The sequence below is a fragment of the Allokutzneria albata genome, assembly GCF_900103775.1.
Classification (GTDB): domain Bacteria; phylum Actinomycetota; class Actinomycetes; order Mycobacteriales; family Pseudonocardiaceae; genus Allokutzneria; species Allokutzneria albata.
On record NZ_LT629701.1, the window covers coordinates 4071843 to 4098002 of the forward strand.

A 26160-nucleotide genomic window follows, 5' to 3' on the forward strand; every position below is an offset into this window, starting at 1 on the left:
TACTACGAGAGGAAGATCATCTGCAGAACGGGGGTCGGTGTGAGCGACACCAGCGTTTCCCGGGCCGATGGCCCCGGCCGGTGGCTTGCCAAGGCGGCCACCGAGGTGCTGTCCCCGTACACCGTGCTGATCGCGCTGCCGTTCGCGGTCGGCGCGGCCACCCAGGACCGGCAGGCCGAGGCGCTGTGGTGGGCCGCGGCGCTGGCGGTGTTCTCCAGCCTCATCCCGTGGGTGCTGATCATGGGCGGGGCGCTGCGCGGGCGGTGGGAGGGCCACCACGTGCGCAACCGGGAGGGCCGCAAGACGCCGCTGATCATCTGCGGCTGCTCGGTGATCGCGGTGACGGTGCTGATGGTGGCCATGGACGCGCCCGCGAGCATGCAGGCACTCGGCGTGGCCGAGCTGATTTTACTGCTGGTGACGGTCGGCGTGACCTTCGGTTTCAAGTGGAAGATCAGCATCCACGCCGCGGTCGCCTCGGCCGCCGCGCTGGTCACGGCGGTGCTCTACGGGATGGCGTGGCACTGGTTGTGGCTGCTGGTGGTGCTCGTGGGCTGGTCGCGGGTGCGGATCAACGACCACGACCTGCCCCAGGTGGTCGCGGGCACGCTGCTCGGCCTGGTCGGCGGCGCCCTGTTCATCGGCCTCGCCTGACGCCCGACCCGCGCGGCGGAGTGCCCGTGGTGCAGGAAAGTAAGCTCGGCGGGTGCGGAGTTACCGGCAGTACTGCGGACTCGCCGCCGCCCTGGACGCGGTGGGCGAGCGGTGGACGCTGTTGGTCGTGCGGGAGCTGCTGATCGGCCCCCGCCGCTACGGCGAACTGCTCGCCGACCTGCCCGGGATGGGCACCAACCTGCTCGCCGAGCGGCTCAAGTCCTTGACGCGGTTGGGAATCGTGGCCAAGGACGACCAGGTCTACTCCCTGACCGACCGCGGGAGGGGGCTCGCGGGCGCCGTGCGGGAGCTGACCCAGTGGGGCCTCGCCGGGTTGGAGGAACCGGACGAGGGCGTCGTCTGCCGCGCGCACTGGACGCTGGGCGGGCTCCGGGCGATGGCCGACGCGAGGCGGGTGCCGGGGCTGGAGGAGAGCTACGAGTTCCACATCGACGACGAGGTCTTCCACCTGGAGGTCTCCGGCGGTGTGGCGCGCGCGGGGCGGGGTCCGGCAGAACGCCCGGCCATGACCATGACCACCGACGCGAAGACCTTCGTGCGCCTGGGGTCCGGGAGGTACCGGGCCCGCGACGCCCGGGCCGAGGGACGGCTGACGATCACCGGTGATCCCGCGGCGGGGCGGCGCTGCGCCGCGGTGCTCGGGTTGACGGGAGGCGAGTCGTGATCATTCCGGAGCTGCAACCGCTGCGCGACGCCTTCGACGACCTGCTCGGCGCGCGCCCCGGGTGGAGCGGGGCGCTGGCCGCCCACCACCGCGGCAGGCTCGTCGCGCACCTGCACGGCGGCCCGGACTACCGCTCGGACAGCGTGCAGCTGATCTGGTCCTCCTCCAAGGGGGTCGCCGCGCTCGCGGTCGCGGTGCTGATCGACGAGGGCCGGCTCGACCCGGAGACCCCGGTCGCGGAGTACTGGCCGGAGTTCGCCGAGGGCGGCAAGGCGGGCGTCACCGTGCGGCTGCTGCTCTCCCACCAAGCCGGTCTGTCCTCAGTGGACGGAGGGTTCGGGCTGGACGACGTGATCGAGCACGACCGCCTCGCGAAGCGGCTGGCCGCGCAGGAACCCTTGTGGGCGCCCGGAACCGCGCACGGCTACCACGCGCTGACCTTCGGCACGCTCGTCGGTGAGCTGTACCGGCGCGTCACCGGCGGCACGGTCGGCGACTGGCTGAGGACCGAGTTCCCCGACCTCGACGTGTGGTTCGGCCTGCCCGAGTCGGTGGAGCCGCGACTGGTCCCCCTGTTCACCCCCATCGGTTTCGACCCGAAGAGCCCGGTGGTGCACGCACTGCTGACCCGGGACACGCTGACGCGGCAGGCGTACAGCGCGGACTTCGGCGCCCGCGTCGGCAACGAGCGGAGGCTGCGCGCCGCCGAGGTGCTCTCCGTCGGCGGAGTGGCGTCCGCGAAGGGCCTCGCCGGCCTGTACGCGGCGTGCCTGGACCGGCTCTCCCCCGCCACGCTCGACCTGGTCGCACACCCGCACGCGTCCGGCCACGACCTCATCCTGTTGCAGGACACCACTTACGGCCTGGGTTTCCAGGTCAGCAACGGAACGTTCGGGCACGACGGGCTCGGCGGCTCGCTGGCTTTCGCCGATCCGGCCGCCGAGCTGACCTTCGCGTTCATCACCAACCACATGCCGGTTCGCGGCTTCGCCGACGAGTGCACCGGGCCGCTGGTCGAGGTGCTACGTCGTTGCCTGTCGCAGCCAGACGGCGGTGTCCGGCGGTAGCTCCCCGTCGTCGAGCGCCCCGCTCGCGAGCAGCACGCTTTCGTGCTCCGGCAAGGAAACCGTCGTGCTACCGAGGTTGACGACACAGCAGAACCCGTCCTCGCGCCGGAAAGCGAGCACGTCCCGACGCAGGTCGATCCATTCCATCGTCCCGTCTCCCGGGCGCAGCGCCAGGGCTTTGCGATAGAGGTGGAGCATCGAGTCCGGCCTCGCCTCCTGGGCCTGCACGGTGTGGTCGGCCCACTCGGCGGGCTGCGGCAGCCACGAAGCGCTGTCGAACGGCGCAGACCACGGGATCGGCACCCGGCATCCGTCGCGACCGGGATCGGAACCCTTGGTGCGTGCGAAAACGGGGTCTTGTCGAAGCTCGTCAGGAATGTCCTCGACCTCCCACAAGCCCAGCTCTTCGCCTTGGTACACATAGACTCCGCCCGGCAACGACATCGCGAGCAGTGCCGCCGCACGAGCGCGACGCGTGCCGAGCTCCCGATCGACGGGCGTGCCGTGCCTGCGGTCCGCGAAATCGAAACCGGTGTCGCCCGCACGACCGTACCGTGTCACGTGCCGGGTCACGTCGTGGTTGGACAGCACCCAGGTCGCAGGCGCGCCAACGGGAGCATGGGCATCTAAAGTGGACTGGATGACCGCGCGCAACCGCTCCGGCTCCCACGGGCAGGCCAGGAAGTCGAAGTTGAACCCGGAGTGCAGTTCGTCGGAGCGCAGGTAGAGCGCGAACCGCTCCGGGTCCGGCAGCCACATCTCCCCCACGAAGATCCGCTTGTCCGGGTAGGAGTCGGCGATCTTGCGCCACGCCCGGTAGATCTCGTGCACGCCGTCGAGGTCGGAGTAGGGCAGCCGCTCGGTGGCGCCGCCGACGTCGGGCAGCGCCGGGTCCTTCACCAGCCCGTCCGCGACGTCGATCCGGAAACCGTCCACACCGCGGTCGAACCAGAAGCGCAGGATGTCCTCGAACTCCTCGCGCACCTCCGGCTCCGTCCAGTTCAGGTCCGGCTGTTCCGGAGCGTAGAGGTGCAGGTACCACTGGCCGTCCGGGACCCGCGTCCACGCCGGGCCGCCGAAGCGCGACTGCCAGTCGTTCGGCGGCAGCTCACCGCGTCCGTCGCGGAACCAGAACCTCTTGCGCGCGGACGGGGAGCGCAGCGCCTCGGCGAACCAGGGGTGCCGGTCGGAGCAGTGGTTCGGCACGATGTCGATGATGATCCGGATGCCCAGCCGGTGCGCGTCGCGGATCAACGCCTCGGCGTCGGCGAGCGTGCCGAACGCGGGATCGATATCGCGGTAGTCGGCCACGTCGTAGCCACCGTCCGCCATCGGAGACGGGTACCAGGGGCTCAGCCAGATCGCGTCGATGCCCAGCTCGGCCAGGTACGGCAGGCGTTCGCGGACTCCGGCCAGATCACCGGTCCCATCGCCGTTGCCGTCCGCGAAGCTGCGCGGGTAGACCTGGTAGATGGCCGCTCCGCGCCACCACGTGTCCGTCACAGTGCTCCTCCTAACCTTTGACGCTTCCGGCGGTGAGCCCGGCGAGGATCTGTCGCTGGAAGACCAGGAAGATCCCCACCATCGGCAGGCCGGCCAGCACCAGCCCGGCCAGCACCAGGTTCAGCGGCATGTCCGGCTCCATCCGTTGCAGCGCCACGCTGAGCGTCTGCGCGCCCGGGTCCGGGAACACCAGCAGCGGCCAGATGAAGTCCTTCCAGGCGCCCACGATCGCGAAGATCGAGACCACCGCGAGGACCGGCCTGGAGATCGGCAGCACGATCCGCACCAGGATGCGCACCGGCCCGGCGCCGTCGATCGTGGCGGCTTCCAGGAGCTCACCGGGGATCTGGTCGAAGAACCGCTTCAACAGGTAGATGTTGAAGGCGTTGGCCGCGGCGGGCAGCCAGATCGCGGCCGGCGAGTTGATCAGGTTCGCGTGCACCAGTGGAACGTCCACAATGGTCAGATACGTGGGCACGAGGAGCGCGGAGGCGGGCAGCATCAGCGTCGCCAGCATCAACCCCATGATCGCGTTGCCGAGCACCGGCCGCAGCTTCGACAGCGCGTAGGCCGCCGGGACGTCCACGGCCAGCTGGAAGAGCCAGGCACCGCCCGCGACCACCACCGTGTTGAGGAAGTAGCGCGCCAGGTCCATCTCCTGCCACGCCTGGGCGTAGCTCTCGGGGTGCCAGACCTCGGGCACGATCGGCGACGGCGCCCGCGCCAGCTCCGGGGCCGACTTCATCGCGCCGGTCACCGCCCAGTAGAGCGGGAACAGGAAGGCGGCGGTGAATCCCAGCAGCACCAAGGAGAACACCGTCCAGTAGACGGTCTTTCCCCTGGGGGTGCGCAGTCGCGCCGGGGACACGAGCGTTCTCATGATCTCCCCTTGGTCAGGCGGACGTAGGCGGCCGAGAAGACGCCGAGCACCACGAACAACAGCAGGCTCATCGCGCTCGCGGTCCCGAAGTCGTTGTAGACGAAGGCGTAGCGGTACAGCAGGAGCAGCACGGTGAGCGTGGAGTCCTCGGGTCCGCCGCCGGTCATCACGTACGGCTCGGTGAAGACCTGCATCGTCGCGACGACCTGCATCAGCAGCAGGATGACCAGCACGAACCTGGTTTGCGGCACCGTGACGTGCCACAGCCGCCTCCACAGGCCCGCGCCGTCCAGTTCGGCGGCTTCGTACAGCTCGCCTGGGACCGTCTGCAGCGCGGCGAGGTAGATCAGCGTGGCACTGCCCATGTTCGCCCACGTGGAGACGATCACCAGCGAGATCATCGCGGTGTCGCCGGAGTCCAGCCAGTTCAACGGCGGCGCCCCGACCGCGCGCAGCCCGTCGTTGAACAGCCCCGGCCCCGGGTTGTAGAACCACTTCCACAGCAACGAGGTCACGACCGGCGGCAACATCACCGGCAGGTACACGAGCAGCCGGAAGTAGCCCCGCGCATGCCGCATCTCGTTGAGCACCACGGCGGTGACGAACGGGACGACGAACCCCAGCAACAGTGCCAGCACGGTGAACAGCACCGTGTTTCGCCATGCGACTCCGAACAGCGGGTCGGCGAACAGCCGCTCGAAATTGGCGAGGCCCACCCACGTCGGCTCGTTGACGAAGTCGACCTGCTGGAAGCTCAGCAGCAGGCCGCGGATGATCGGCCACCAGGAGAACAGCGCGAAGCACAGCAGTGCGGCGGAGAGCAGCCCGTACGCCGTCAGGTTCCGCCGCGCCGCCTCAGCCAGCCTGGGCGAGCGCACTGTTGACCTTCGTCTCGGCCTCGGCGAGCAGCCGGTCCACGTCGGCGCCGCGGTCGGTCAACACGGCCTGCATCAGGCTGTCCAGTGCGGCGTAGACGCGCTGCGCGTTGGGCGGCTCGACACCGCCCTTGAGCTTCGCGTCCACAAAGGACTGGTAGTTGCGCACGGGAACGGTGGCGTACTTGGCCTTCAGCGCCTCCTGTTTCTCCCGCACCGCCCCCGCGTAGATGTCGGAGAACGGCGAGATCGGCAGGCCCACCGGCTGCTTGAGGTCCGCGTAGCGCTTGAGGTTGCCCTCGATGCGGTCCGGGTCGAGGTACCTCCAGCGCAGCCACGCCAGCCCGGCCCGAACCTTCTCCGGGCTCGCCTTCGGGTTGATCATGTAACCCTCACCGCCGATGAGCGTGCCCCGCCCGCCCGGCATCGGCGCCATCCCGTAGTCGTTGTACGACCCGCCGAACTGGTTGACCAGCGGGGGAATGTTGTCCGGCGCCGCGAGGTACATGCCGAGCTGCCCCGCGCCCATCATCCGCTGCACGTCGGCGGCTTCGAGCAACTGCTTGTCGCCCATGCTGCCGTCGGTCCAGCGCATGTCCCTCAGGTGCCGCAGCACCTCGCGGCCCTTGTCGTTGTCGAAGTCGGCCTTCCAGCCCGCGCCGTCCCTGCGCGCGACCTGACCGCCGACCGAGTACAACCAGCTGGTGAGGTGCCAGCCACCCTGGTTGTTCTTGCTGAGGTCGGCGAACCCAACGATCCCGTTGCCCAGCGCACTGATCTTCTTCGCCGCCGCGCGGACCTCCTCCCAGGTCGTCGGCGGGCGGTCCGGGTCGAGCCCGGCCCTGGCGAACAGGACGCGGTTGTACAGCAGGCCCATCGAGTAGTTCGCGGTCGGCAGCCCGTACACGCGGCCCTTGTCGTCGGTGAAGAAGTCGAGCAGCCCGGGCTTGAGCTCGGGCAGTCCGCGCAGCTGGTCGGTGATGTCCTTGGCCTGGCGGCGCGCGATGATCTGCGCCGGGTCGGTGAAGTAGACGTAGAAGACGTCCTCCAGCTGACCGCTCGCGAGCTTGGCGGAGAAGACCTTCGGGTCCATGAAGCCCTCGCGGGGCTGGATGTCGATGTCCGGGTGCGCCGCCTCGAAGGCCGCCGCGTCCTCGTCGAAGATCCGCCGCTCGAACGCCTGCGTCTGCGGCGCCTGCCCGTTCACCGTGATCACGATCTTGCCGCCGGTCCGCGGGGCCGTCGCACCGCAGGCGACAGCGCTCAGGCAGCACAACAGACCGAGCGTGACGCGCCAACCTCTGGCCATGGGGATGCCCTCCTCAGCGTCGATGCTGTGGCGGCGCGATCCAAGCTGTGGCCAGCCCACCATAGGTTCCCCGACCCATCAGCGCAAGATCTCGACATCTCCACGCAAGATCCGCACAAAGCGGAGGTGAGGTGAGGACCTCAAACGAGGTCCTCGAAGTTCGCCGCGATCTCGACGCGCGCTCCGGCCGCCAGGAAGACGTCGCGCACCGCACGCGCCAGCTTCACCTGGGCGTCCTCCGAGGTCGGCTCGAGCGGTGTGCACTCGACGCGCCAGGCGAAGTAGAGGAAACCGTCCTCGTCATCGAGGGCGAGCGAAGCGTCGGCATCCTCGTTCGCCCACACTTCGATGTGATTGCCCGCCACGGAAACCGCGTTCTCCTTGCCGCGAACCGCTCCCTCGAACTCGACGAGCGGCTTCATGACATCGGATCGAGTTGCCATGCCGTCCACCCACGCGATGAACTGCAACGTCTCACTCATGATTCTCCCAGCTATGCCAATGGGCGAAACGGTGGCGTGTCCAGCCTACCGCCCACGCGGGGTACCGAGAACTGCACCGCGAAGGGAGCTTCGGAATCACAGAATTCCTTGCGCAGCGCGATGAATTCCGGCCCGAGCTCGAAACTTCCCAGCTGCCCGTTGCGACGAATCCTGGCCAGCATGGACTTGCGCAACTTCGACCCCGGACCGGCACGGGCCAGCGCGATCTCGGCGAGCTCGAAGAACGTCTTGTCGTCGACGCGAAGAGCGATGTCGATGTCGGAGGAGCCCTTCGCCTCGCCACGAACCCGGCTTCCCTGACGACCAGGTCCCCGCGCGGAAGGTTGGCCGCCTTCACCAACTGCCGAACACTCCTGGCGAACTTCTTGAACGTCCTTTCGGTGAAACCCTGCGGAACGTCCTCCACCCTCACCGAAGAGGAGCAGACGCCTGGGCACCGTGCCGAAGGTGTTCAACGAACCCCTTGAGCCCCGCCTGAATGCGCAGGAGAGCGGACGTCAGACGGTCACACTCGCTCCACCAATGCGCCAGCGATGCGCGCAGTTCGAGCGCATCGGCATCCGAGGAGCCATGGGCGCACTCCGACACCCGGTCCAGCGATTCACCAAGCCGTTCAACTCCGACGGCGAGCTCGTCGATTCCCACTTCCACCTTGGACAGCGAAGCTTGAACTACCCGCACAACCTCTTCTATTGACGAAGTCATCGCGATCTAGCGGGGGCGGTGGAGCCGCGGACGACGAGCTCGGGTTCGTAGAGCAGTTCTTCCGCCGCGACCTCGGCGCCGTTGATCTGCACGGTGAGCAGGTCCACCGCGGCGCGGCCCATGGCCTCGATGGGCTGGCGGATGGTGGTCAGCGGCGGGTCGGTGCAGTTCATGAAGGCGGAGTCGTCGTAGCCGATCACGGAGAGCTCCTGCGGGACCGACAGGCCGCGGCGGCGGGCGGCGCGGACGGTGCCCAGGGCGAGGGGGTCGCTGGCGCAGACGATGCCGGTGACGCCGCGTTCGATCAGCCGGGCGGCGGCGGCCTGGCCGCCTTCGAGGGAGAACATGGCGTGGCCGACCCGTTCGGCGGGGACGTCGAGGCCGGCCCGGGAGGCCGCGGTGGTGAAGGCGTCGAGCTTGCGGCGGGACGGGACGTGGTCGGGCGGGCCGAGGACCATGCCGACGCGGGAGTGGCCGAGCGAGGTGAGGTGGGTCAGCGCCTGTTCGGCGGCGACGGCGTCATCGCAGGACACGCGCGGGAAACCGAGGTCGTCGACGGCGGCGTTGATCAGCACGGTGGGCAGGTTGCGTTCGGTGAGCAGGCGGTAGTGCTCGTGCGGGGCGTCGGCCTGCGCGTAGGCGCCGCCCGCGAAGAGCACTCCGGAGACCTGCTGGGCGAGCAGCAGTTCCACGTAGTCGGCCTCGGAGACCCCGCCGGCGGTGCGCGTGCACAGCACCGGCGTGAACCCCTGCTGCGCCAGCGCGTTGCCCATGATCTCGGCGAAGGCGGGGAAGATCGGGTTCTGCAGTTCGGGCAGGACGAGGCCGACCAGCCGGGCGCGTTCGCCGCGCAGCTGGGTGGGGCGCTCGTAGCCGAGCACGTCGAGCGCGGTCAGCACCGCGGCGCGGGTGGACTCGGAGACGCCGGGTTTGCCGTTGAGCACGCGGCTCACCGTCGCCTCGCTCACCCCGACCTTGCGGGCCACCTCGGCCAGTCGTCGCGTCATGACCGCAATGGTGGCGCAAGTCGGCGCAAGCCGCGCGCAGTTCTTGCACCGCGCTTGCGGCTGCTGCGATCGGCGTAAGCCACCCGGGTCGAAAGTAGGACACCCTCTGGACTCGGCCGCTGCCGGTTTGTTCAGATTCCAGACCGGGAATTCCAACTTCCGGGAAGGCCAACCCGGATGGCCTATCAGCTGAATACCGAGCGCCCGTTACCGGATGTGAGCATGCTCGCCGTGAGCGGACATCCTCGCAGGTCAATGCCGTATCAAATATTTTTTCGACGTTTCGGGCGTTAGGATCTGAGATGTCTTCGGTCCGCCGACCGAACCCTCTTATCCACCTCGTATCCGTCCTGCCCGAGTGCGCCCGGGCGGGAATCGAGTGCTGCCCGAAGGAGACGCGTTGACACCCGTTTTCGACCGTGCCCGCGTCGACGACATCGACGAGCTGCTGCGGCTCTACCGACGGGTCTACGGCGCCGCCTACGCGCTCCCCCTCGGCACCGAGCCCGCGGTCATGGCCAGGGAGATCACCTCGGACCTGACCACCTGGATGGTCGCCCGCGAACCCGGCGGCGGGCTGGTCGCCTCGATCGTCGGCAACGTCGACCCGGCCGACCGGCTCGGCAAGATGCAGGGCCTGGTGGTGGACCCGGCGTGCCGCGGAGCGGGCATCGCGCAGCAGGCGGTCGGCTCGATGAGCGACGAGATGCTGGCGGACGGCCGGATCGACTCCGTCTACGCCACCGCGCGCACCACCTCCACCTCACCGCAGCGGATCTGCCTGCGCAGCGGCTTCCGCGCGCTGGGCTTCTTCCCCAACCTCCGCAAGGCCGCCAAGCACGAGACGATGGTCCTGCTCGCCCGGCACCGCGACGGGGTGCTCGAACGGCGGCACCCGGTGGACCGCGTGCCCGCCGGACTCGGCCCGATCGTCGCGGCGCTGGACACCGCCGTGGGCATGCCGGTGCGGCCGGAACTGGTGCCGGAGCAGGAAACGCCCTCGGAGCAGGCGCGCTCCTCGGGCGTCGAACTGATCAACGCACCGGAGTTCGTGCTGCGCCGCTTCGCCGAGGTGATGGAGCCGGACCGCGCGTTCTACCCGTTCCACAAGCCGAACATGCTGCTCGCCGCGACCGACGGTTCGTACGAGGTGTACACGCACCTGAGCATCAGCGACGGCTACTGCACGCTGATCGGCGCCGCTCCCGACCCGATGGCGGTCGGCCCGCACATGGACCAGCTGATCGGCCAGCTCGGCAACTTCGGCGCCTTCTACGTGGAGACGCTGGTCCCGTTGCACGCCTTCGACGAGCTGTCCTCGTTGCTGGCGCACGGGTTCCTCCCCGCGGCCGTCTACCCGGCGATGCGCAGGGACGGCGAGCTGTTCCGCGACTACGTGGTGATGGCGCGGACCATGCAGCCGCTGGACTTCCGCGGCCTCGCGATCGACGCGGCGTTCCGGCCGTTCGTCGAGCAGTACATCGACCTCTGGAAGCAGAAGTACCTCAACACAATCGGGGTGTACCGGTGAGCAGCTACCTCGGTCCGGTCACGGTGCCGGACCCCTCGGCCCTCGCCGAGGTCCAACGCCTGTGCGATCTCGCGAAGCCCTACGACGTCGGCCCGGACGCCGACGCGGTGTTCATCGCCGCGATGAACGAGTCGAACCGGTGGCACGCCGAGCGTTCGCCGTTCTTCGCGAGCCTCTGGGGCAGCGCCGAGCCACTTGAGTCCATTGAGGACATCCAGCGGCAGCCCTTCGTGCACGCGAACTTCTTCAAGATGCACGAGGTCGTCTCGATCCCGCGCGAGGACGTCAAGCTGCACGTGACCTCCTCGGGAACCACCGGGCAGAAGTCGCAGATGTTCTTCGACGACTGGACGTTGCGCTCCGGGCAGCGCATGGTGGCGCGGATCTTCGAGCACCACGGCTGGATCGACCCGAGCCGCCCGGTGGACTACCTGATCTACACCTACCAGCCGAAGCCCGGGGTGAACCTCGGCGCGTCGTTCACCGACCACTACCTGTGCGACTTCGCGCCGGTGCGGCGCGTGGAGTACGGCCTGCCCAGCACCGGCAACGGCCACGAGTTCGACGCTTTCGGCGCGGTGCGGGCACTCCTGCGCTCGGCGGAGGACGGCGTGCCCGTGCGGATCTTCGGCTTCCCGGCGTTCCTGTCCTTCACCCTGGACCGGATGCGGTCGCTCGGCCTGCCGCCGGCGGAGCTCTCCGACGACTCGCTCGTGCTCTTCGGCGGCGGGTGGAAGGGCAACGCGGACAAGCAGATCAGCAAGCGCGAGCTGTACGCGAAGATCACCGACCAGCTCGGCATCCCGGACGAGCGCATCCGCGACGGCTTCGGCTCGGTCGAGCACTCCGTGCCCTACATCGAGTGCGCGCGGCACAACATGCACGTGCCGGTGTGGTCGCGGGTGCTGATCCGCGACGTGCGCACGCTGGAGCCGCTGTCCTACGGCGAGCCCGGCTACCTGCAGTTCGTCTCGCCGTTCATCACCTCGGCGCCGGCGCAGAGCGTGCTCATGGGTGACCTCGCGACGCTGCACGCCCCGGCGGAGTGCGGCTGCGGCCTGGACACGCCGTGGTTCGAGATCCGCGGCCGCGCCGGGCTGAGCCGCAACAAGAGCTGCGCCATCGCCGCCGCCGAACTCCTGAAGGACAGGTCATGAACCAGCACTACTGGCAGGGCGAGTGGGTCGACGACGCCGAGGCCGACCGCCGTCTGTCCACTTTGGAGGAAGCGACGCAGGCGGTCCTCGGCAGGGACCCGCTGAGCCCGCTGATCGTGATGGCCGCGGCGGAGCGCCTCGTCGAGCACCTCGCCGACGCCGCGAGCCCGGTGCGCCAGCGGCTCGCGCGGCGGCTGGTGGACTGGAACGTGCCGTCGAAGGAGATCGAGCAGATCCTCGGCGGGCTGTCCGGGGCGCTGGCCCGGCCGACCATCGAGAAGAAGGTCGTCCGCGAGCTGGGCAGCGTCGACCCGAACCGCCTTGCGCGCTTCGACTTCCGCAAGCAGGTCTTCGAGGCGTGGGTGCCGGTCGGGCTGCTCGCGCACATCGCCCCGGGCAACGCGCCCGCCGCGGGTGCGCTGAGCTGCCTCGAGGGCCTGCTCTCCGGCAACCTCAACGTGGTCAAGACCAGCGGCGACGACTCGCGGTTCACCGCCGAGCTGCTGTCCGCGCTGGCCGACGCCGACCCGACCGGGCAGATCGCCGAGCGCGTGATCGTGCTGCACTACTCCTCCAGCCGCCGCGACTGGCTGGAGCGGATGTGCGCGCCCGCCGACGCGGTCGCCGCGTGGGGTGGCGAGGAGGCCCTGGCGGGCGTCGCGTCCGTGCTGCGCCCGGGATGCCGCATGGTCGACTGGGGACCGAAGCTCTCCTTCGCCTACCTGACAAGCGATTCCTGGGACGACGCGGAAACCCTGCGCGCGGTGGCCGCCGATGTCTGCGCGATGGACCAGCAGGCGTGTTCGAGCCCGCAGGTGATCTACCTGGACACCGGGGACGACGCCGAGGTCTTCGCGTTCGCCGAGCGCTTCGCCGCCGTGCTGGACGAGGTGGTCCCCACCGTGGAGCGCCGCGAGCCGAGCGCGCCGGAGTGGGCGGAGATCACCAACACCGTGCTCGTCGCGGAGCTCGAGCAGCACCTCGGTCTGACCAAGGTGCACAAGACCGACTCCTGGCGCGTGCTCGCGGACACCCGGTCGGCGCTGCGCGCTTCGCCGCTCTACCGCACGGTCTGGGTGAAGTCGCTGGCGCGCAAGGAGATCTCCTCGGTTCTGCGGCCGATGCGGCGCTACCTCCAGACGGTCGGCCTCGGCGCGAACCGGCAGGACACCGCGGTGCTGACGCGGAGCCTCATCGCGGCGGGCGTGCAGCGCGTGACCGTGCCTGGCGCGATGCTCGGCAGCTACGACGGCGAGCCGCACGACGGTGTCTACGCGCTGCAGCGCTACAGCCGCCGGGTGGACGTGCAGCTGGATGAGCGCTTCAACCGCGACGCGTGCCTGGACGACCTGGTCGGCGCGCGGAAGCTGCCGCCGCCGAGCGTGCCCGTCACCACGAAGGCGCGGTTCGACGAGCTGCAGGACGACCTCAGCCGCGCCGAGGTGTTCTTCCGCAGCGGTGGTACCACCGGTGCTCCGAAGCTGTCCGCGTTCAGCTGGGCCGACTACGACGAGCACATGCGGCACGGCGCCGAGGGCATGATCGCGGCGGGGTTCGACCCGCGCACCGACCGCACGATGAACCTGTTCTTCGGCGGCCAGCTCTACGGCGGTTTCCCGAGCTTCTTCTCCGTGCTGGAGCGGCTTGAGGCCGTGCAGTACCCGATGGCGGGCCAGCAGAACGAGCACGAGATGGTCGCCAAGTCCATTGTGGACAACCGGGTGGACACCGTGCTCGGGATGCCGAGCTACCTGCTGCGGCTGTTCGACGAGGCCGGGGAGACGCTGCGCGCCTACCGGGGCATCCGCAAGATCTTCTACGGTGGCGAGCACTTCAGCGAGCAGCAGAAGCGGTGGCTGACCGAGGAGTTCGGCGTCGAGCTGATCCGTTCCGCCGCGTACGGCAGCGTGGACGGCGGGCCGCTGGGCTACCAGTGCCTGGAGTCGCCGTCGCGGGTGCACCACCTCTTCGCGGGCATCCAGACCCTGGAGATCCTGGACCAGGAGGAGGACCGCCCGGTCGGCCCCGGCGAGACCGGGCGGCTGGTCTTCACCGCGCACACGCGACGCGGGCAGCGGCTGGACCGCTACGAGATCGGCGACCTCGGTCGCTGGCTGGACGAGGACTGCCCCTGCGGCAGGCGGACTCCGCGCTTCGAACTGCTCGGGCGGGTCGGCGACGTGTTCCGCAGCGGCGGGCACTTCCTCAACTACCGCAGGTTCGTCTCGGTGGCGGGCGAGGCCTTCGACTACACCGGCGACCTCCAGATCGTGCTGGACGAGGTCGGCGACCAGGAGCGGCTGATCATCCGGCTGGACCGCGACCGCGCCCCCGCCGACGCCGAGAAGGTGTGGACGGAGTTCGTGCAGCGCTACCCCGACCTGGAGACCACCGCGGTGCGGGACCAGCTGGTGTCCCTGCACGTCGAACTCGTCCCCGCCGAGGAGTTCGAGCGCACCACCAACAGCGGGAAACTTGTTGCCGTCGTGGACGACCGGGAGCGCAACGGTGCTTGATCAACTCGTCGAACTCGTGCGGGGCAGCTCGCCGTTCTACCGGGAGCTCTACCAGGACCTGCCGGACGCGCCCGCGCTCGAAGATCTGCCCGTGGTGGAGCACGGCGCGTACTGGGCCGCGAACACGTTGCAGGACAACAGGTTGCGCACCGGTGAGCAAGTGGGTGGGATCATCTTCAAGAGCGGTGGCACGACCAGCGCGCCGAAGGTGTCCGTCTACACGCGGGCCGAGTGGCGCGAGATGAGCGAGACCTTCTCCAAGGGGCTCGTCGCCGCCGGGCTGCGCGAGGGTGATCGCGTCGCGAACCTGTTCTACGCCGGTGAGCTGTACTCCAGCTTCATCTTCACCCTCAACGCGTTGCAGGACGCGCCCGTGGACACCGTGCAGCTGCCGATCGCGGGCTCCGCGACCCCGGATTTCGTCACCAGCGCGCTGGTGGAGTTCGACGCGACCGTGCTCACCGCGCCGCCGACGTCGCTCTGCCAGCTCGCGCAGCACGTGCAGGACACCGTCGGCTCGCTGCCGCTGATCCGGCTCGTGCTGTTCAGCGGTGAGGCGTTCTACGGCGATCAGCGCGAGCTACTGGCCTCTGCGTTCCCCAACGCGGCCGTGCGCTCCATCGGCTACGCCAGCGTGGACGGCGGCATCATCGGCGCGCCCGTGCACGGCGAGGACGATGCCCGCGTGCACCAGGTCTACCCCGGCCGGATCATGGAGATCCTGGACGAGGACACCGGAGAGCCCATCACCGAGCCGGGTAGAGCGGGCCGCATCGTCGTCACCGACCTCGTGCGGACCCTCCAGCCCGTGCTGCGCTACCCGGTGGGCGACCGCGCGGAGTGGGTGGACTTCGAGGCGAGGACCTTCCGCCTGCTCGGCCGCTCCGGCGAAGGCGCTCGCGTCGGCCCGGTGACCCTCTACCTCGACGATCTCCTGGAGATCGTGCGTCATGCCGCCGGTGGCCAGGGGATCACCGGTGGTCAGGTCGTGCTGCGCCGCCACGAGGCCAAGGACCAGCTGGTGCTGCGCCTTGCCGGTGACGTGACGGACACAGCCGCGTTGTCCAAGGCCATCGCGGCGCGGCTGGACGAGACCCGGCCGATGTTCGCCGACCACGTGGCGCGCGGGCTGATCCAGCCGCTGGCCGTCGAGTGGGTCGGTACCGCCGGGCTGACCACCAACCCGCGCACCGGCAAGCTCGTGCGGCTGATCGACGAGCGTGGCGCATGACGACCGAACCGATGGGAACAGGGACGCGGCAGCGCCCGCTTCTGGTGCGCAACAAGAACTTCGCGCTGGTCTGGATCGGCCAGGTGCTCAGCCAGGGCGGCACGCGGATCTACCAGATCGCGCTGCTGTGGTGGTTGCTCGGCCAGCTCCCGGAGAACGTCCGCGGTCTCGCCTCCGGCGCCTTCCTGGTGATGGGCGCGCTGCCGCCGTTGGTGCTGATGCGCCACATCGGCAAGCTCATCGACCGCCTGCCCAGCCGCAAGGTGATGCTGCGCGCCGAGCTGACCGCGTGCGCGGTCGTCAGCGTGCTGGCCGTTTTCGCTTGGCAGGACGCGGTTCCGGTGTGGTCGGTGTACGTGGTGGCGCTGATCCTCGCGGTGTGCCAGGCGTTCTTCGACCCGTGCCTGCTCAAGGCTATGCCGGAGTTGGTCGAGGGCAAGGACGTCGAGCGAGCGGTCGGCTTCGGCACCTCGACGCAGTCGGTGGCGAACTTCGCCGGTGCCGCCTTCGGCGCGGTGCTGCTCGCCACGGTCGGCTTCACCGGTGCGGTCGTGATCAACGCGGCGAGCTACGCGGTTGCCGCGGTGTGCCTGTACTTCGCGCGCTTCACGCCGCTGCCCGCCTCGCCTCCACCCCCGCCGGGCGACGAGGCCCCGCAGGAGCACAAGAGCACGTGGAAGTTCCTCGGCTCGATGCCCTCCGTGCGCCCGTTGCTGGTGTGCTTCGCCGCCGCGAACTTCTTCTCGGCACCGACGCTGCTGGTGCTGCCGCTGTACACCAAGCTCGTGCTGGAGCGCGAAGCCGGGACGCTCGCGATCCTGGAGGCCGCGCTGTGGTTCGGGTTGCTGCTCGGTGCCTTCAGCGCGGCGAACATCCCGACGGCCGGCCGGACAGTCCGCTTCGGAGCGCTGTGCATCGCGGCGTTCGGAGTGTTCCTCGCGATCCCCGGCCTGGTGGCGAGCACGGTGATCTACGCGGTGGTGCTGGCGCTGGCCGGGCTCTGCCTGGGCGTGTCGAACGTGAAGTTCACCGCGTTGTTCCAGGTGGCCGTGCCGAACGAGGTGAAGGGCCGGTTCTTCGCGGCACTCCAGGCGGCGATCAGCTCGACGTTCCCGGTGGCCTTCCTCGCCTTCGGCGCGTTCGGTGACGCGATCGGCCCGCAGCTGCTCACCCTCGCCCAGGGCGCCGGGCTCCTCGTGTTCGCACTCGTCCTCGCCCGCATCCCGGAACCCGAGTAGCCCAAACCGCGTACGCGGACCCGGCCGAACCGGCAGTATCACCAGCGTGAAGCTTCGTGCACTGGGGGCAGCGCTCGTGTTGGCCGGGGTCGGAGTCACCCCCGCCGCCGCGACCGAGGAAGCAGCAGTCGAACCGTGCGACCGCGTCGCGGTCGGGCCGGAACAGGTTGTCGTGGACAACCCGACCCGTCAGCGACTCGGGCTCAAGGGCTGGCCGGACACCGCCTTCGGTGTGCTGCCGGAGGGCAACGGGACCTACAAGTTCCTGTCCACCGCCGCCCTGGTCGGCTCGGGTGGACAGCCGCAGAGCGTCGCCGTCACGCGCGGCACGCTCGACAACCCGGTCGCGGGTGGCGTGGTCAGCATGAAGCAGGTGACCGGCCTCGCGCCGCCTTACCAGTACGCGGGCGGCGGGCCGGTCTACCGCGACCCGGGCAGCGGGCTCGTCCTCCAGGTGCTGCACCTGGAGCGCAAGCTCAGCGAGCAGCACCACTTCTACGCCGACCTGCACCTCGGCGTGCACGACCCGGCCACCGGTGTGACGACGCTGATCGGCGAGATCGTCAGCCCGGACATGGACTTCGCCACCGCCGACAAGCACGACCTGACCGCGGACATCGGCACCTCCTCGCTGGTGCCCCGCGACGGCTTCCTGTACCTGTACTTCCCGGACTACTCCTTCGACAACGGCGCGTTCAAGGCGACAGGTCTGTCCGTCGCACGGGCGCCGCTCGCCGAGGTGATCGACGCGGCGAAACGCAAAACCGTTACCCCGTGGGCGAAGTACCACCAGGGAGCGTGGAACTCCGCGGGCAAGAACGGGCCGTCGACGTCGCTGCGCGATGCGGTCGGGCCGTGGCACCCGAACGTCGTGCGCACCACTCGTGGCGGCACGATCATGTTGGCGGGCAACAGCATCACGGAGTTCGAGTACTCCCACTCGCCGAACGGTATGACCGGCTGGACTCCCGCGCAGCCGCTGTTCCGCGATCCCGAGCGCGGCAACGCCTATCCCACCGTCGTCGGCCTCGGAGCCGATCCGTCCATTGTGGATGACAGGTTCTACGTCTACTACCTCCAGTGGGCCAAGGCAGGCGACTGGAACAACGCCGTGGCGATGCGCCGACTGATCACCTGTGTCGCGGGCCGCCCGGCCGGGCAGAGCTCCTTGGTGGGCTTCTCGGACGGCACGCAGCACCGGACCACCACGGCCACCGAGCGCGCCCCTGGTTTCGCTCCGGCGGAAGGGAAACTGTGGCACCTGGCCGATGCTCCGGCCGACAACACCACAGGCATCTACAGCTGCCGCAACGGTGCGACCGACCAGTTCCTGTCGAAGGACCCGGGCTGTGAGGGCAAGCAGAACTCGATCCTCCAGACGGAGGGCTGGCTGTACAACACTCCCCCGGCCGCGCCGTCGACGCCGTTGTACCGCTGCCGTGTGGGCGGCACGCACTACACCGCGACCACCGAAGCCTGTGACGGCAAAGCTGGCGCGGTTTCGGACGGTCTGCTCGGTCACGCGCTCACCTCGTCGGAGCGCGTGTTCTCCCGCTTCTACGACGGCCGCGAACACTGGGACACCAGCGGCCCGGTCACCGCGCGCTACTCGTTGGAGCACCGCTACTTCCTTGAAAGCTCAGCCAAGCCCGGCACGATCCCGCTGTACGGCTGCTCCTACACGAGCGTCAAGGGGCTCAACCACTTCACGTCGCTACGCGAGGATTGCGAGGGACAGACCAAGCTGCGGGTCGAGGGATGGATCTACACCGCCCACCCCAGCGCGCCGTCCGTCGCCCTGCACCGCTGCTATTGGAAGGACCAGGACGACCACTTCCTGACGCCGTTCCGCGACTGCGAGAAGGTGCCGAACCACGTCTACGAGAGCCAGTTCGGCTTCGCGCTCACGAGGTGAGCAGGGCGGGGCGCTGGATCCACTGGTGCGTGCCCGCGGTGAACTGGCGCAGGTGGTCGATGTGCCGGAGCAGGCGCTCGCCGTCGGCCAGTCCCAGGCCGAGTTCGACGGCGAGCGCGGGAACCTCGGTGATCGCCAGGTTCTCGAAGCGGCGCAGGCGCTCCGTGCCGAGGTTGTTCAGGATCTCGCCCGCCCGTTGCGACGAACAGCCGAGGAAGCGTGCGTACACGTGAACGCCGTTGTTGATCTTCGCACCGCGGCCGCCGTCCTCCTGGTAGCTCCACGCGTCCCGTTGGAGCGCGGTGGCTTCGAAGAAAGCCGCCAGGAGGGCGCGCATCGGCCACGTCTCGAACACCTGGCGGGGCAGCTCGTGGTCGACGAGGTGCCGGATCAGATCGTGAACCCAAGGCACGCCAAGGGTTCTCGTGCGCGTCGCCAGGTAGCTGCTGGGGTCGGGCACCCGGTTCTGGCAGAGGTTGAACAGCTCTTCCACGTGGGCGTCGACATAGCCCTGGATGTTGCGGCGTAACCGCTCTTTCAGCTCCCTGGGCATGGCCCGCGTCGTGCGGGACCACAGGTCGGCGAGGCCCCGTTCGACCGGGTTCCCCGGCGTCAAGGACTCCGCCGCGGTGAACGCGGCGACCCTGCGGGCGAACAGCTTCGCCCCGCCGATGTCGCGTGTTCGTCGGTGTTCAGCGAAGTGCTCGGCCAGGTAGAAGCCCCAGATGTGCCATTCGCTGAGCAGGAACAGCGCCGGTTCGGCCACCTCCGGGTGCGCGTGCGCGGCGAACGTGGCCGCTCCCAGCTCGTCGACGTCGCGCTCGTCCCACAGCGCCGCGAGCATGCCCGTCCGGCGCGCCCAGTCGGTCGCGTGCGCACCCGCCTCCGCCACGCGGGAATTGCACCGCGCGGGATAGGGCCGGTACATCTCCGGTTGCCGATATTCGGACATGCTGCGCACCCCTTGTCGACGGCGCCAGGACCTGCCGATCAAAGCGCAGGGCCACCTGCCAGGACGACGTGGCAAACGGGTGACTCGTGCGGGAAATGCCGATCAGTCCATAAAGGACGGTGGCGCCGTGGTTCAACCTCGTCGCCGAGCGGCGTTCAGGACGCGGCCACTCGGTGTTCCTCCGCTCGGCCGCCGCTGCCGGACGGGGTCGTGCTGTGGGCGCGACTCGCCCCGGAACCTCTTTCCCCAGCCGCTCGCCGACTCCGTCGATGTGGCGTGGACCTTCGCGGAAGACCCTTTGTTCCACCGAAAGGTCGCGGGCGGAACTGTTGGCGCGATCACCACACAAGGTCACGGCGTGCACATCCCCGTGCACGGCCTGCGACAGGGACAGCGCTACTACCACCGATTCTCCGCACTGAGCCGGACGAGCGGCGTCGGCCGCACGAAGACCGCTCCGGCCGGCCCGGCCGGAGTCAGCTTCGCTTCCGCGAACCGCCAGGCGTTCCACGACGGTTTCTACGCGCGCACCGGGGTATTGCGGGTGAGAATCTTGATTTCGTTGTACGTCTTGGGGTTTACAACTCCGAGCACGGCGCGCGGCCGAAGACCCGTTTACGGGAGCGAGCATCAGCACGGGCAGCACGTTCGCGACCACGAAGCCTTCACAGCGGCTGACTATCGGCGACGGCGCGCCCCACAAGGGAGATCCGTCGTTGCGCGCCATGCCGCTGCGCGACGGATCCGGCCCTTAGACCCACCAGACCTGGAGTTGGGCCGACCTGCTGGAGCTGGATGTACTCGACCCGACATGTTCACCGCAGCGGCATGTGGACCTCGTGGTGATCACCGGGGACTGGCACTCCGCGTTCGTCGACGACGGGGTGCCGGACTTCGACGAGCCGGACGCGCCCGTGATCGGCACCGAGTCCACCGCGTACTCGCCGGTACGGACGTTCGCGACCTTCCACGTCGACCGCGGCCGTCCCGGCAGCCGCGAGGACCGCGTCACCGCGGATTCGCCGAATGGGTACCACCGCGGTGCGCCAAGTGGATGATTAGGGCCGATCTCGCAGGTCATCACGCCTACGATTGGGGGACTGCCGCCTGCCCCGAGATTGCGAGTGGATCATGTCGTCTCCGCTGTCCCCCGACTCCGGCGGTCCGGGCCGGGCGCTGGCCCGGTTCATCGGCGGGCCGCTGGACGGGCGCGAGGACGCGATCCCGGTGGCCAGGGCGGTCGCGGGCAGCACGGTCACGCACACCTACCTGCACGGCGGGCCGAAGATCGAGACCCACTACCAGCTGCACCGCACCGCCGAGGGCGGCTGGGAGTACCGGCTCAAGCCCGCGTGAGGGGCTCCCGGGCTAGTTCGCCTGGGTAACTATCCATCGCGTTTTCGATACAGACGCCCGTACCGCACCGTCAGGAGCCTCTGGATCGGTGCGGTGCCGCGCATTTCGGGCATTGGTGCCCCCATCCGGTCTCCGACCGGTCACGAGACTGACCCGATCGGGTTGCTCCCGGGCCCGGCCGGGCGGGCGCGGGGGTCTCCCGGACGGGCGACCTTGGGCGTGTTTGAGCGGTGAAACAAGCCCCTGAGGTGCGATAACGCGGATGTGTACAAACGTGTGATTTCGGTTTCCTGATGGAAGCTTCATATCAGGGTTGTCTCTGCCGATTCCCTTTTCAGCTCGACGTACAACAGAATTCCGGCAGGCTTCTCCAGGCAGCCAGGACAAGCTGGTGACAAGCACCGGAAAGGACCACGGGCACGCAGCGACGTCAACGTGAATCCAAGACTCGGAAGTTCAGGTTTAGGTTCAGCTTCAGCAGTTCGACGGGGAGAGTTCGTGAAGCACTCCAAGGACCTCGGAACCCATCGCGCGCTGCCGCACGGCACCAGGGGGCTGCCGAGCGGGCGCGCCGACATCACGGTCGGCCGCTGGTACCTGGCGGCGGCGGAGGCCCATGAGGGCACCGACCGTGGACGATCGCTGGTACGCGCCGAACAGGCCGTGCAGAGTCTGGAAACCGCGCTGAACTCGTTGACCGACGCGGACGAGTACGAGCTGGCGATCGTGATGCACGGTCTCGGCCGCGCGCACCGCCTGCTGGGCCAGGACGAGATCGCCAGGCACTGCATGGAGTTCGCCGACCGCTCGCTGCACCGCTTCGGCATGTCGGTCGACCAGGCCGTCGCCGCCGCCGTCGACCCGCGCGCGGAGGCCGTCCGCCGCCACCAGGTCAGCGCCTGACACCCCCTCCCCTCGTGGGCGGGCTTGCGCACTGAATGAGTCATTCGGGTAGCTGAACGCACCGAATGAGTCATTCGGTGCGTCCGCCGCGGCCCCGCCCCACCAATGGCCCTGACCGAAGGGCCCAGCCCGGCTAACGTGAATCGCATTCACCCTGCGATCCCCAGGAGGCCGGGATGCGCCGCTGGACCCTGCTGCTGACCGCCGTCGCGCTGCTGAGCGCCCCACTGCCCGCCGCGGCCGCACCGCCGATCCGCGTGCTCACCCACAACGTCAAGTTCCTGCCGGAGCTCGCCGCGCCGACGGACGCCCAGGACACGCGAGCCGGGCTGATCGCCGCGGCGGGCTACGTCAAGGGCTACGACGTGGTCGTGCTCAACGAGGTCTTCGACAACCCCGCCTCGGAGAAGCTGCTCCACGGGTTGCGAGCGGAGTACCCGTACCAGACTCCGGTCGTGGGCCGGGGCGACTCCGGCTGGGACGGGACCTACGGCGACCCCCAGTTCGACCTGGAGGACGGCGGCGTCGCGATCGTCAGCAAGTTCCCGATCACCGCGCGCAACCAGTACATCTTCAGCAACGGCTGCGGCGCGGACGGCTTCTCCAGCAAGGGTTTCGCCCACGTGCGGGTCGCCGTGCGCGGAGTGACGGTGAACGTGGTCGGCACCCACGTGCAGGCCGACGACAGCACCTGCCCCGCCGGGCGGGCGCGGGAGCTGCGCGCGGAGCAGTTCCGCGAGATCGACTCCTACCTCGACCAGCGGGTCACCGGGACCACGATCATCGCGGGCGACCTCAACGTGCACCGCGACGGGCCGGAGTACTCGGGCATGCTCGCAGACCTCGACGCGATCGCGCCGACCTCCTACTCCGGCCCGCCGTCCTGGTCGCCGTCGCGCAACTCCATGGCGGGTGGATCGGCCGAGGAGCACCTGGACTACGTGCTGCTGCGACGGGGCTCCGGCTCCGCGGCCTGGCGCAACGAGACGCTGCTGGTGAAGTCGCCGGAGTGGCAGGTGAAGGTGCTCGGCGTGGTCGTCCGGCGCGACGACGAGTACTCCGACCACTTCCCGGTCGCCGGCTCGGCCGGATGAGACGCTCTTGAGACGCTTTCGGCAACGCCGAGCCCGTTTTCGCAGCTCAGCGGCCCATAACCTGCTCACATGGCTCTCCCGATCACCATCGACCGCGACTGCGGCGTCCCCATCCACCGGCAGATCGCCGAGCAGCTGACCGAGCTGGTCGAGCGGGGAGTGCTCGGGGCGGGCACGCGGTTGCCGTCCACGCGCGCGCTCGCCGCGTCCTTCGGGGTCTCGCGCGGGGTGGCCGTGGCCGCCTACGACCTGCTGTTCGCGGCGGGGGTGCTGCGCGGGCGGCGTGGAGCGGGCAGCTACGTGCAGGGCCTGCCGAGCGTCCGCAGGACGGCCGGGCCGATGCACGGGATGCCGCCGCCGATCGACCTCCGGCCGGGGCAGAGCAACCTGAGCCGGTTCCCCCGCGAGGCGTGGCGGGCGGCGTGGCGCGCGGCCGGGCACGTCCTGCCGCGACCGGCGCCGCCGCTGGGGTTGCCCAGGTTGCGGGCCGCGCTGGCCGAGTACCTGGAGCGCAACCGCGGGCTGGCGATGTCGCGGCACGAGGTGATCGTGACCGGCGGGCCGAGCCATTCGGCGGAGCTGCTGGTCCGCGCGGTGTGCAAGACCGACGACGTCATCGCGGTCGAGGACCCGGCGCCGTGGCCGCTGCGCGCGTTCGCTGGTGCCCTCGGCCCGATGGTGCGACCGGTCCCGGTGTGGCCGGACGGGCTGTGGCTGGACCTGCCCGCCAAGGCGCGCCTGGTGTTCACCTCGCCGGACGGCCACGACCCGCTCGGCACCCGGATGCCGTTGTGGCGGCGGCGGGCGCTGCTGGACTGGTCGCGCGCGGCCGACTCCGTGCTGGTCGAACTGGGCCAGGAGGTTCCGGAGCACCTCGAGCCGGTGCCGAGCCTGCTCCAGCTCGGCGACCGGGCTGGAGCAGCAAACGCAGTGGCGCACATCGGTTCGCTGCGCTCGCTGTTCGGTTCCGCGCTGCCGCTGGGCTATCTCGTGGTACCGCGGCGGTTCGTGCCCCGGCTGGAGGTGGTGCTGACGGAGACCGTCGCGCGGCCCGCCCCGGTTCCGCAGGAGGCGGCGGCCGAACTCCTGCAGCGCGGAGCGGTGCAGCGCTACCGGGCCCGGCTGGCCGAGCTGCACGCGTTGCGGCTGGCGGCGGTCCGCTCCGGGCTGGAGGACCTGCCGGTGGAGGTGCGCGGATCGGTCGGTGCTGGCACCGCGACGGTGCTGCTGCCGCCGGGGATCACCGCGGGCGCCGTGCTGGAGCGGCTGCGGCCGAAGCTCGTGCTCGACCCGATGGTCTTCTCCGGCGGCGAGGGGCTGGTGCTCGGCTGCGCGCACCTCGACGAGGCCACCATGCGCACCGCGATCTCCTTGCTGGGCAAAGCGATCGCCGAGCTGACGCCGGTGCTCAGCCGCGCGGGCTGACCTGTTCGGAGATCCAGTCGAGGTAGTCGGCCGAACCCGCGGTGATCGGGACGGCCACCAGTTCGGGCACCTCGTAGGAGTGGTGCGCGCGCACGTGCTTGGTGAGCGCCTCCATGCGCTCCTCGGCTGTCTTGATCACCAGCTGCCACTCCTGGTCGACGCACACCTCGCCGCGCCACCGGTAGACGCTGCGCACCGGGCCGACGACCTGCACGCACGCGGCGAGGCCCTCGGTGACCAGCGATCGCGCCAGGTCCTCGGCAGCGTCGGCACTGTCCAGGGTGGTGAAAACCATCAGGTGTCCCACACCACGAGGCTAGGACGAAGCCCGGTGCTTGTCACTCAACAGAATCGCCCGTTGCGCCGCGGTCCACGCCGTGGTGACGAACAGGTAGATCCCGGCCGCCAGAGGCACGAAAAGGGCGATCACGACCGTCACGTAGTGCACCATCCGCAGGCAGCCCGGACCACCGGGCGGTTGCCTGCGCGCGCTCCACCAGCCGACCAGCGTGATCAGCCCGAGCAGCGCGCCGAAGACCACGACCGCCTCCGGGGAGAACCCCACCCCGAACACGTACGAGCCCAGCGGCACCCCGAGCACGTCCCTGGTCAGCAGGTCGTTGGCCTCGCCGTTGACGCTGGGCATGCTGAACAGCCGGTACATCACCACGAAGAACGGGATCTGCGCCAGCGTCGGCAGCATCCCGACGAAGATCCCGGAGCTGCGGTAGAACTCCAGCGTCTCGCGCTGCAGCCGCTCCTGGTCGTCGGCGTGCTTCTCCTGGATCTCCTTGAGCCGGGGCAGCAGCACCTCGCGCTTGCGCTCGGCCTTGGCCTGGAGGAAACCCAAGGGCAACAACAGGATTCGCACGGCCATGGTGAACACCACGATCGCGACGGCCGTCGCGGCGCCGCCGAAGGCCGACTGGAGGGCGCCCGCGATGGCGCTGACGAGGTGGTAGGCGCCTTCGACCGGCGCACCGAAGACGGCGTCGAGGAGGCCGTACATTGCACCGTCCACAGTAGATGATCAATCCCGGTACGCCCGGAACCGCATCTTCTCCTTCGGGCGCACGGTCATTTCTACCCTGTCGAAGCCCGCGGCGCGCAGCCTCGCGGGCAGCGTGTCCGGATCGACCGGGTTGAAGGTGTCCCCGATGTGGATCAACCGGAAGCCGAGCGAGTACACGCCGTCCGAACCGGTGAACACCCCGCCCGGCCGCAGCACCCGGAACGCCTCGGCGAAGAGCCGGTCCTGCAGCGCCGCGGTGGGCACGTGGTGCAGCATCGTGAAGCACACGACCGCGCTGAAGTCCTTGTCGGGCAAGGGAAGCGCGGTGCCGTCGCCGTGCAGGACGCGCACCCGGGCGCCGTGCAGCCGCTCCAGCCGCCCCGCCATCCCCTCGTCGATCTCCACCGAGGTCAGCCGGGGCACGAGGTCGACGAGCGCACTGGTCGTGGCGCCGTAGCCCGGCCCGATCTCCAGGACGTCCTCGCCCAGCTCCGTCCCGTCCAGCGCCCACGGGATCTGCTTGTCCCGCACGTCCTTCGCCCACATCTCCGAGCTGCACAACCACTGGTGGTACCGGTTCATCCCCATGCCGCGACCGTAGGGACGAGACCACGCTGACCGCTACGAGCTACGCTGCCAACT

At 69.5% G+C, this 26160-nt stretch carries 26 protein-coding genes and 1 pseudogene; 16 read left to right on the forward strand and 11 right to left on the reverse strand.

The features are described 5' to 3' along the window. The first annotated feature begins 39 nt into the window (after positions 1–39). The 3 genes from BLT28_RS40250 to BLT28_RS17995 are packed head-to-tail and all read left to right on the forward strand — an operon-like array spanning position 40 to position 2406. Positions 40–654: a phosphatase PAP2 family protein gene (locus BLT28_RS40250; RefSeq protein WP_030429768.1), complete on the forward strand. Its 615-nt coding sequence runs from the start codon at positions 40–42 to the stop codon at positions 652–654. A gap of 52 nt (positions 655–706) precedes the next feature. Beyond that, positions 707–1339, forward strand: coding sequence for a winged helix-turn-helix transcriptional regulator (locus tag BLT28_RS17990; protein ID WP_030429769.1), 633 nt, complete (start codon positions 707–709; stop codon positions 1337–1339). After that, positions 1336–2406: a serine hydrolase domain-containing protein gene (locus BLT28_RS17995; RefSeq protein WP_052407348.1), complete on the forward strand. Its 1071-nt coding sequence runs from the start codon at positions 1336–1338 to the stop codon at positions 2404–2406. The genes BLT28_RS17990 and BLT28_RS17995 overlap by 4 nt, the downstream gene beginning before the upstream one ends. Here the strand turns inward: BLT28_RS17995 and BLT28_RS18000 are convergent. The 6 genes from BLT28_RS18000 to BLT28_RS40255 form a co-directional block, all read right to left on the reverse strand. After that, positions 2362–3909: a glycoside hydrolase family 13 protein gene (locus BLT28_RS18000; RefSeq protein ID WP_030429771.1), complete on the reverse strand. Its 1548-nt coding sequence runs from the start codon at positions 3907–3909 to the stop codon at positions 2362–2364. The genes BLT28_RS17995 and BLT28_RS18000 overlap by 45 nt on opposite strands. A 10-nt stretch (positions 3910–3919) precedes the next feature. Continuing rightward, positions 3920–4789: a carbohydrate ABC transporter permease gene (locus BLT28_RS18005; RefSeq protein ID WP_030429772.1), complete on the reverse strand. Its 870-nt coding sequence runs from the start codon at positions 4787–4789 to the stop codon at positions 3920–3922. Next, positions 4786–5667, reverse strand: a complete 882-nt coding sequence (locus tag BLT28_RS18010; protein ID WP_081900322.1) for a carbohydrate ABC transporter permease — start codon at positions 5665–5667, stop codon at positions 4786–4788. The genes BLT28_RS18005 and BLT28_RS18010 overlap by 4 nt, the downstream gene beginning before the upstream one ends. Continuing rightward, positions 5645–6973: an ABC transporter substrate-binding protein gene (locus BLT28_RS18015; protein WP_030429774.1), complete on the reverse strand. Its 1329-nt coding sequence runs from the start codon at positions 6971–6973 to the stop codon at positions 5645–5647. Before BLT28_RS18015 ends, BLT28_RS18010 begins: the two co-directional genes overlap by 23 nt. A 140-nt stretch (positions 6974–7113) precedes the next feature. Further along, the gene (locus BLT28_RS18020) at positions 7114–7455 is read right to left on the reverse strand and encodes a hypothetical protein (RefSeq protein ID WP_083383762.1); all 342 of its coding nucleotides are present in this window, start codon (positions 7453–7455) and stop codon (positions 7114–7116) included. Positions 7456–7466: 11 nt separating this feature from the next. After that, positions 7467–7931, reverse strand: a complete 465-nt coding sequence (locus tag BLT28_RS40255; protein WP_156050966.1) for a nucleotidyltransferase domain-containing protein — start codon at positions 7929–7931, stop codon at positions 7467–7469. On the opposite strand from BLT28_RS40255, the gene BLT28_RS40260 reads away from it, so the two are divergent. Further along, positions 7924–8172, forward strand: coding sequence for a hypothetical protein (locus BLT28_RS40260; RefSeq protein WP_156050968.1), 249 nt, complete (start codon positions 7924–7926; stop codon positions 8170–8172). The two genes, BLT28_RS40255 and BLT28_RS40260, sit on opposite strands and share 8 nt — an antisense overlap. Positions 8173–8177: 5 nt before the next feature. Here the strand turns inward: BLT28_RS40260 and BLT28_RS18025 are convergent, their stop codons facing one another. After that, the gene (locus BLT28_RS18025; protein ID WP_030429776.1) at positions 8178–9188 is read right to left on the reverse strand and encodes a LacI family DNA-binding transcriptional regulator; all 1011 of its coding nucleotides are present in this window, start codon (positions 9186–9188) and stop codon (positions 8178–8180) included. Positions 9189–9588: 400 nt separating this feature from the next. On the opposite strand from BLT28_RS18025, the gene BLT28_RS18030 reads away from it, so the two are divergent. From BLT28_RS18030 to BLT28_RS18055, 6 genes are read left to right on the forward strand one after another with little or no spacing between them, the layout of a single operon-like run. Beyond that, positions 9589–10719, forward strand: a complete 1131-nt coding sequence (locus tag BLT28_RS18030; protein WP_043811686.1) for a GNAT family N-acetyltransferase — start codon at positions 9589–9591, stop codon at positions 10717–10719. Further along, positions 10716–11876 carry a LuxE/PaaK family acyltransferase gene (locus tag BLT28_RS18035; protein WP_030429778.1) on the forward strand — a complete coding sequence of 387 codons (1161 nt, stop codon included), beginning with the start codon at positions 10716–10718 and terminating at the stop codon, positions 11874–11876. The genes BLT28_RS18030 and BLT28_RS18035 overlap by 4 nt, the downstream gene beginning before the upstream one ends. Continuing rightward, positions 11873–14392: an acyl-CoA reductase gene (locus BLT28_RS18040; protein ID WP_030429779.1), complete on the forward strand. Its 2520-nt coding sequence runs from the start codon at positions 11873–11875 to the stop codon at positions 14390–14392. The genes BLT28_RS18035 and BLT28_RS18040 overlap by 4 nt, the downstream gene beginning before the upstream one ends. Further along, a complete protein-coding gene (locus tag BLT28_RS18045; protein WP_030429780.1) occupies positions 14385–15623 on the forward strand; it encodes a phenylacetate--CoA ligase family protein in 1239 nt (412 codons plus the stop codon). The genes BLT28_RS18040 and BLT28_RS18045 overlap by 8 nt, the downstream gene beginning before the upstream one ends. Further along, complete coding sequence (locus BLT28_RS18050) at positions 15620–16861, forward strand: MFS transporter (protein WP_052407350.1); 1242 nt, start codon at positions 15620–15622, stop codon at positions 16859–16861. Before BLT28_RS18045 ends, BLT28_RS18050 begins: the two co-directional genes overlap by 4 nt. 46 nt (positions 16862–16907) lie before the next feature. Next, a complete protein-coding gene (locus BLT28_RS18055; protein WP_156050970.1) occupies positions 16908–18776 on the forward strand; it encodes a hypothetical protein in 1869 nt (622 codons plus the stop codon). On the opposite strand, the gene BLT28_RS18060 is transcribed toward BLT28_RS18055, so the two are convergent. Beyond that, positions 18766–19728, reverse strand: coding sequence for a terpene synthase family protein (locus BLT28_RS18060; RefSeq protein ID WP_156050972.1), 963 nt, complete (start codon positions 19726–19728; stop codon positions 18766–18768). The two genes, BLT28_RS18055 and BLT28_RS18060, sit on opposite strands and share 11 nt — an antisense overlap. Here BLT28_RS18060 and BLT28_RS42050 point away from each other — a divergent pair. The 6 genes and pseudogenes from BLT28_RS42050 to BLT28_RS18085 all read left to right on the forward strand — a co-directional run. Beyond that, positions 19727–20122, forward strand: a pseudogene (locus tag BLT28_RS42050) (hypothetical protein); the annotation flags it as partial. The gene BLT28_RS18060 and the pseudogene BLT28_RS42050 overlap by 2 nt on opposite strands. A gap of 436 nt (positions 20123–20558) precedes the next feature. Further along, positions 20559–20786, forward strand: coding sequence for a hypothetical protein (locus BLT28_RS42055; protein ID WP_030429784.1), 228 nt, complete (start codon positions 20559–20561; stop codon positions 20784–20786). A gap of 73 nt (positions 20787–20859) precedes the next feature. Beyond that, the gene (locus BLT28_RS18070; protein WP_052407351.1) at positions 20860–21084 is read left to right on the forward strand and encodes a hypothetical protein; all 225 of its coding nucleotides are present in this window, start codon (positions 20860–20862) and stop codon (positions 21082–21084) included. Positions 21085–21582: 498 nt separating this feature from the next. Continuing rightward, the gene (locus BLT28_RS18075; protein ID WP_030429786.1) at positions 21583–21987 is read left to right on the forward strand and encodes a hypothetical protein; all 405 of its coding nucleotides are present in this window, start codon (positions 21583–21585) and stop codon (positions 21985–21987) included. Between the two features lie 176 nt (positions 21988–22163). Further along, positions 22164–23081, forward strand: coding sequence for an endonuclease/exonuclease/phosphatase family protein (locus BLT28_RS18080; RefSeq protein WP_030429787.1), 918 nt, complete (start codon positions 22164–22166; stop codon positions 23079–23081). Between the two features lie 69 nt (positions 23082–23150). Then, positions 23151–24506 carry an aminotransferase-like domain-containing protein gene (locus BLT28_RS18085; RefSeq protein ID WP_052407352.1) on the forward strand — a complete coding sequence of 452 codons (1356 nt, stop codon included), beginning with the start codon at positions 23151–23153 and terminating at the stop codon, positions 24504–24506. Here the strand turns inward: BLT28_RS18085 and cutA are convergent. The 3 genes from cutA to BLT28_RS18100 are packed head-to-tail and all read right to left on the reverse strand — an operon-like array spanning position 24490 to position 26106. Beyond that, complete coding sequence (gene cutA, locus BLT28_RS18090) at positions 24490–24813, reverse strand: divalent-cation tolerance protein CutA (RefSeq protein WP_030429789.1); 324 nt, start codon at positions 24811–24813, stop codon at positions 24490–24492. The genes BLT28_RS18085 and cutA overlap by 17 nt on opposite strands. 9 nt (positions 24814–24822) lie before the next feature. Next, complete coding sequence (locus BLT28_RS18095; RefSeq protein WP_030429790.1) at positions 24823–25515, reverse strand: YidC/Oxa1 family membrane protein insertase; 693 nt, start codon at positions 25513–25515, stop codon at positions 24823–24825. 21 nt (positions 25516–25536) lie between these two features. Then, positions 25537–26106: a class I SAM-dependent methyltransferase gene (locus BLT28_RS18100; RefSeq protein ID WP_030429791.1), complete on the reverse strand. Its 570-nt coding sequence runs from the start codon at positions 26104–26106 to the stop codon at positions 25537–25539. Positions 26107–26160 lie beyond the last annotated feature (54 nt).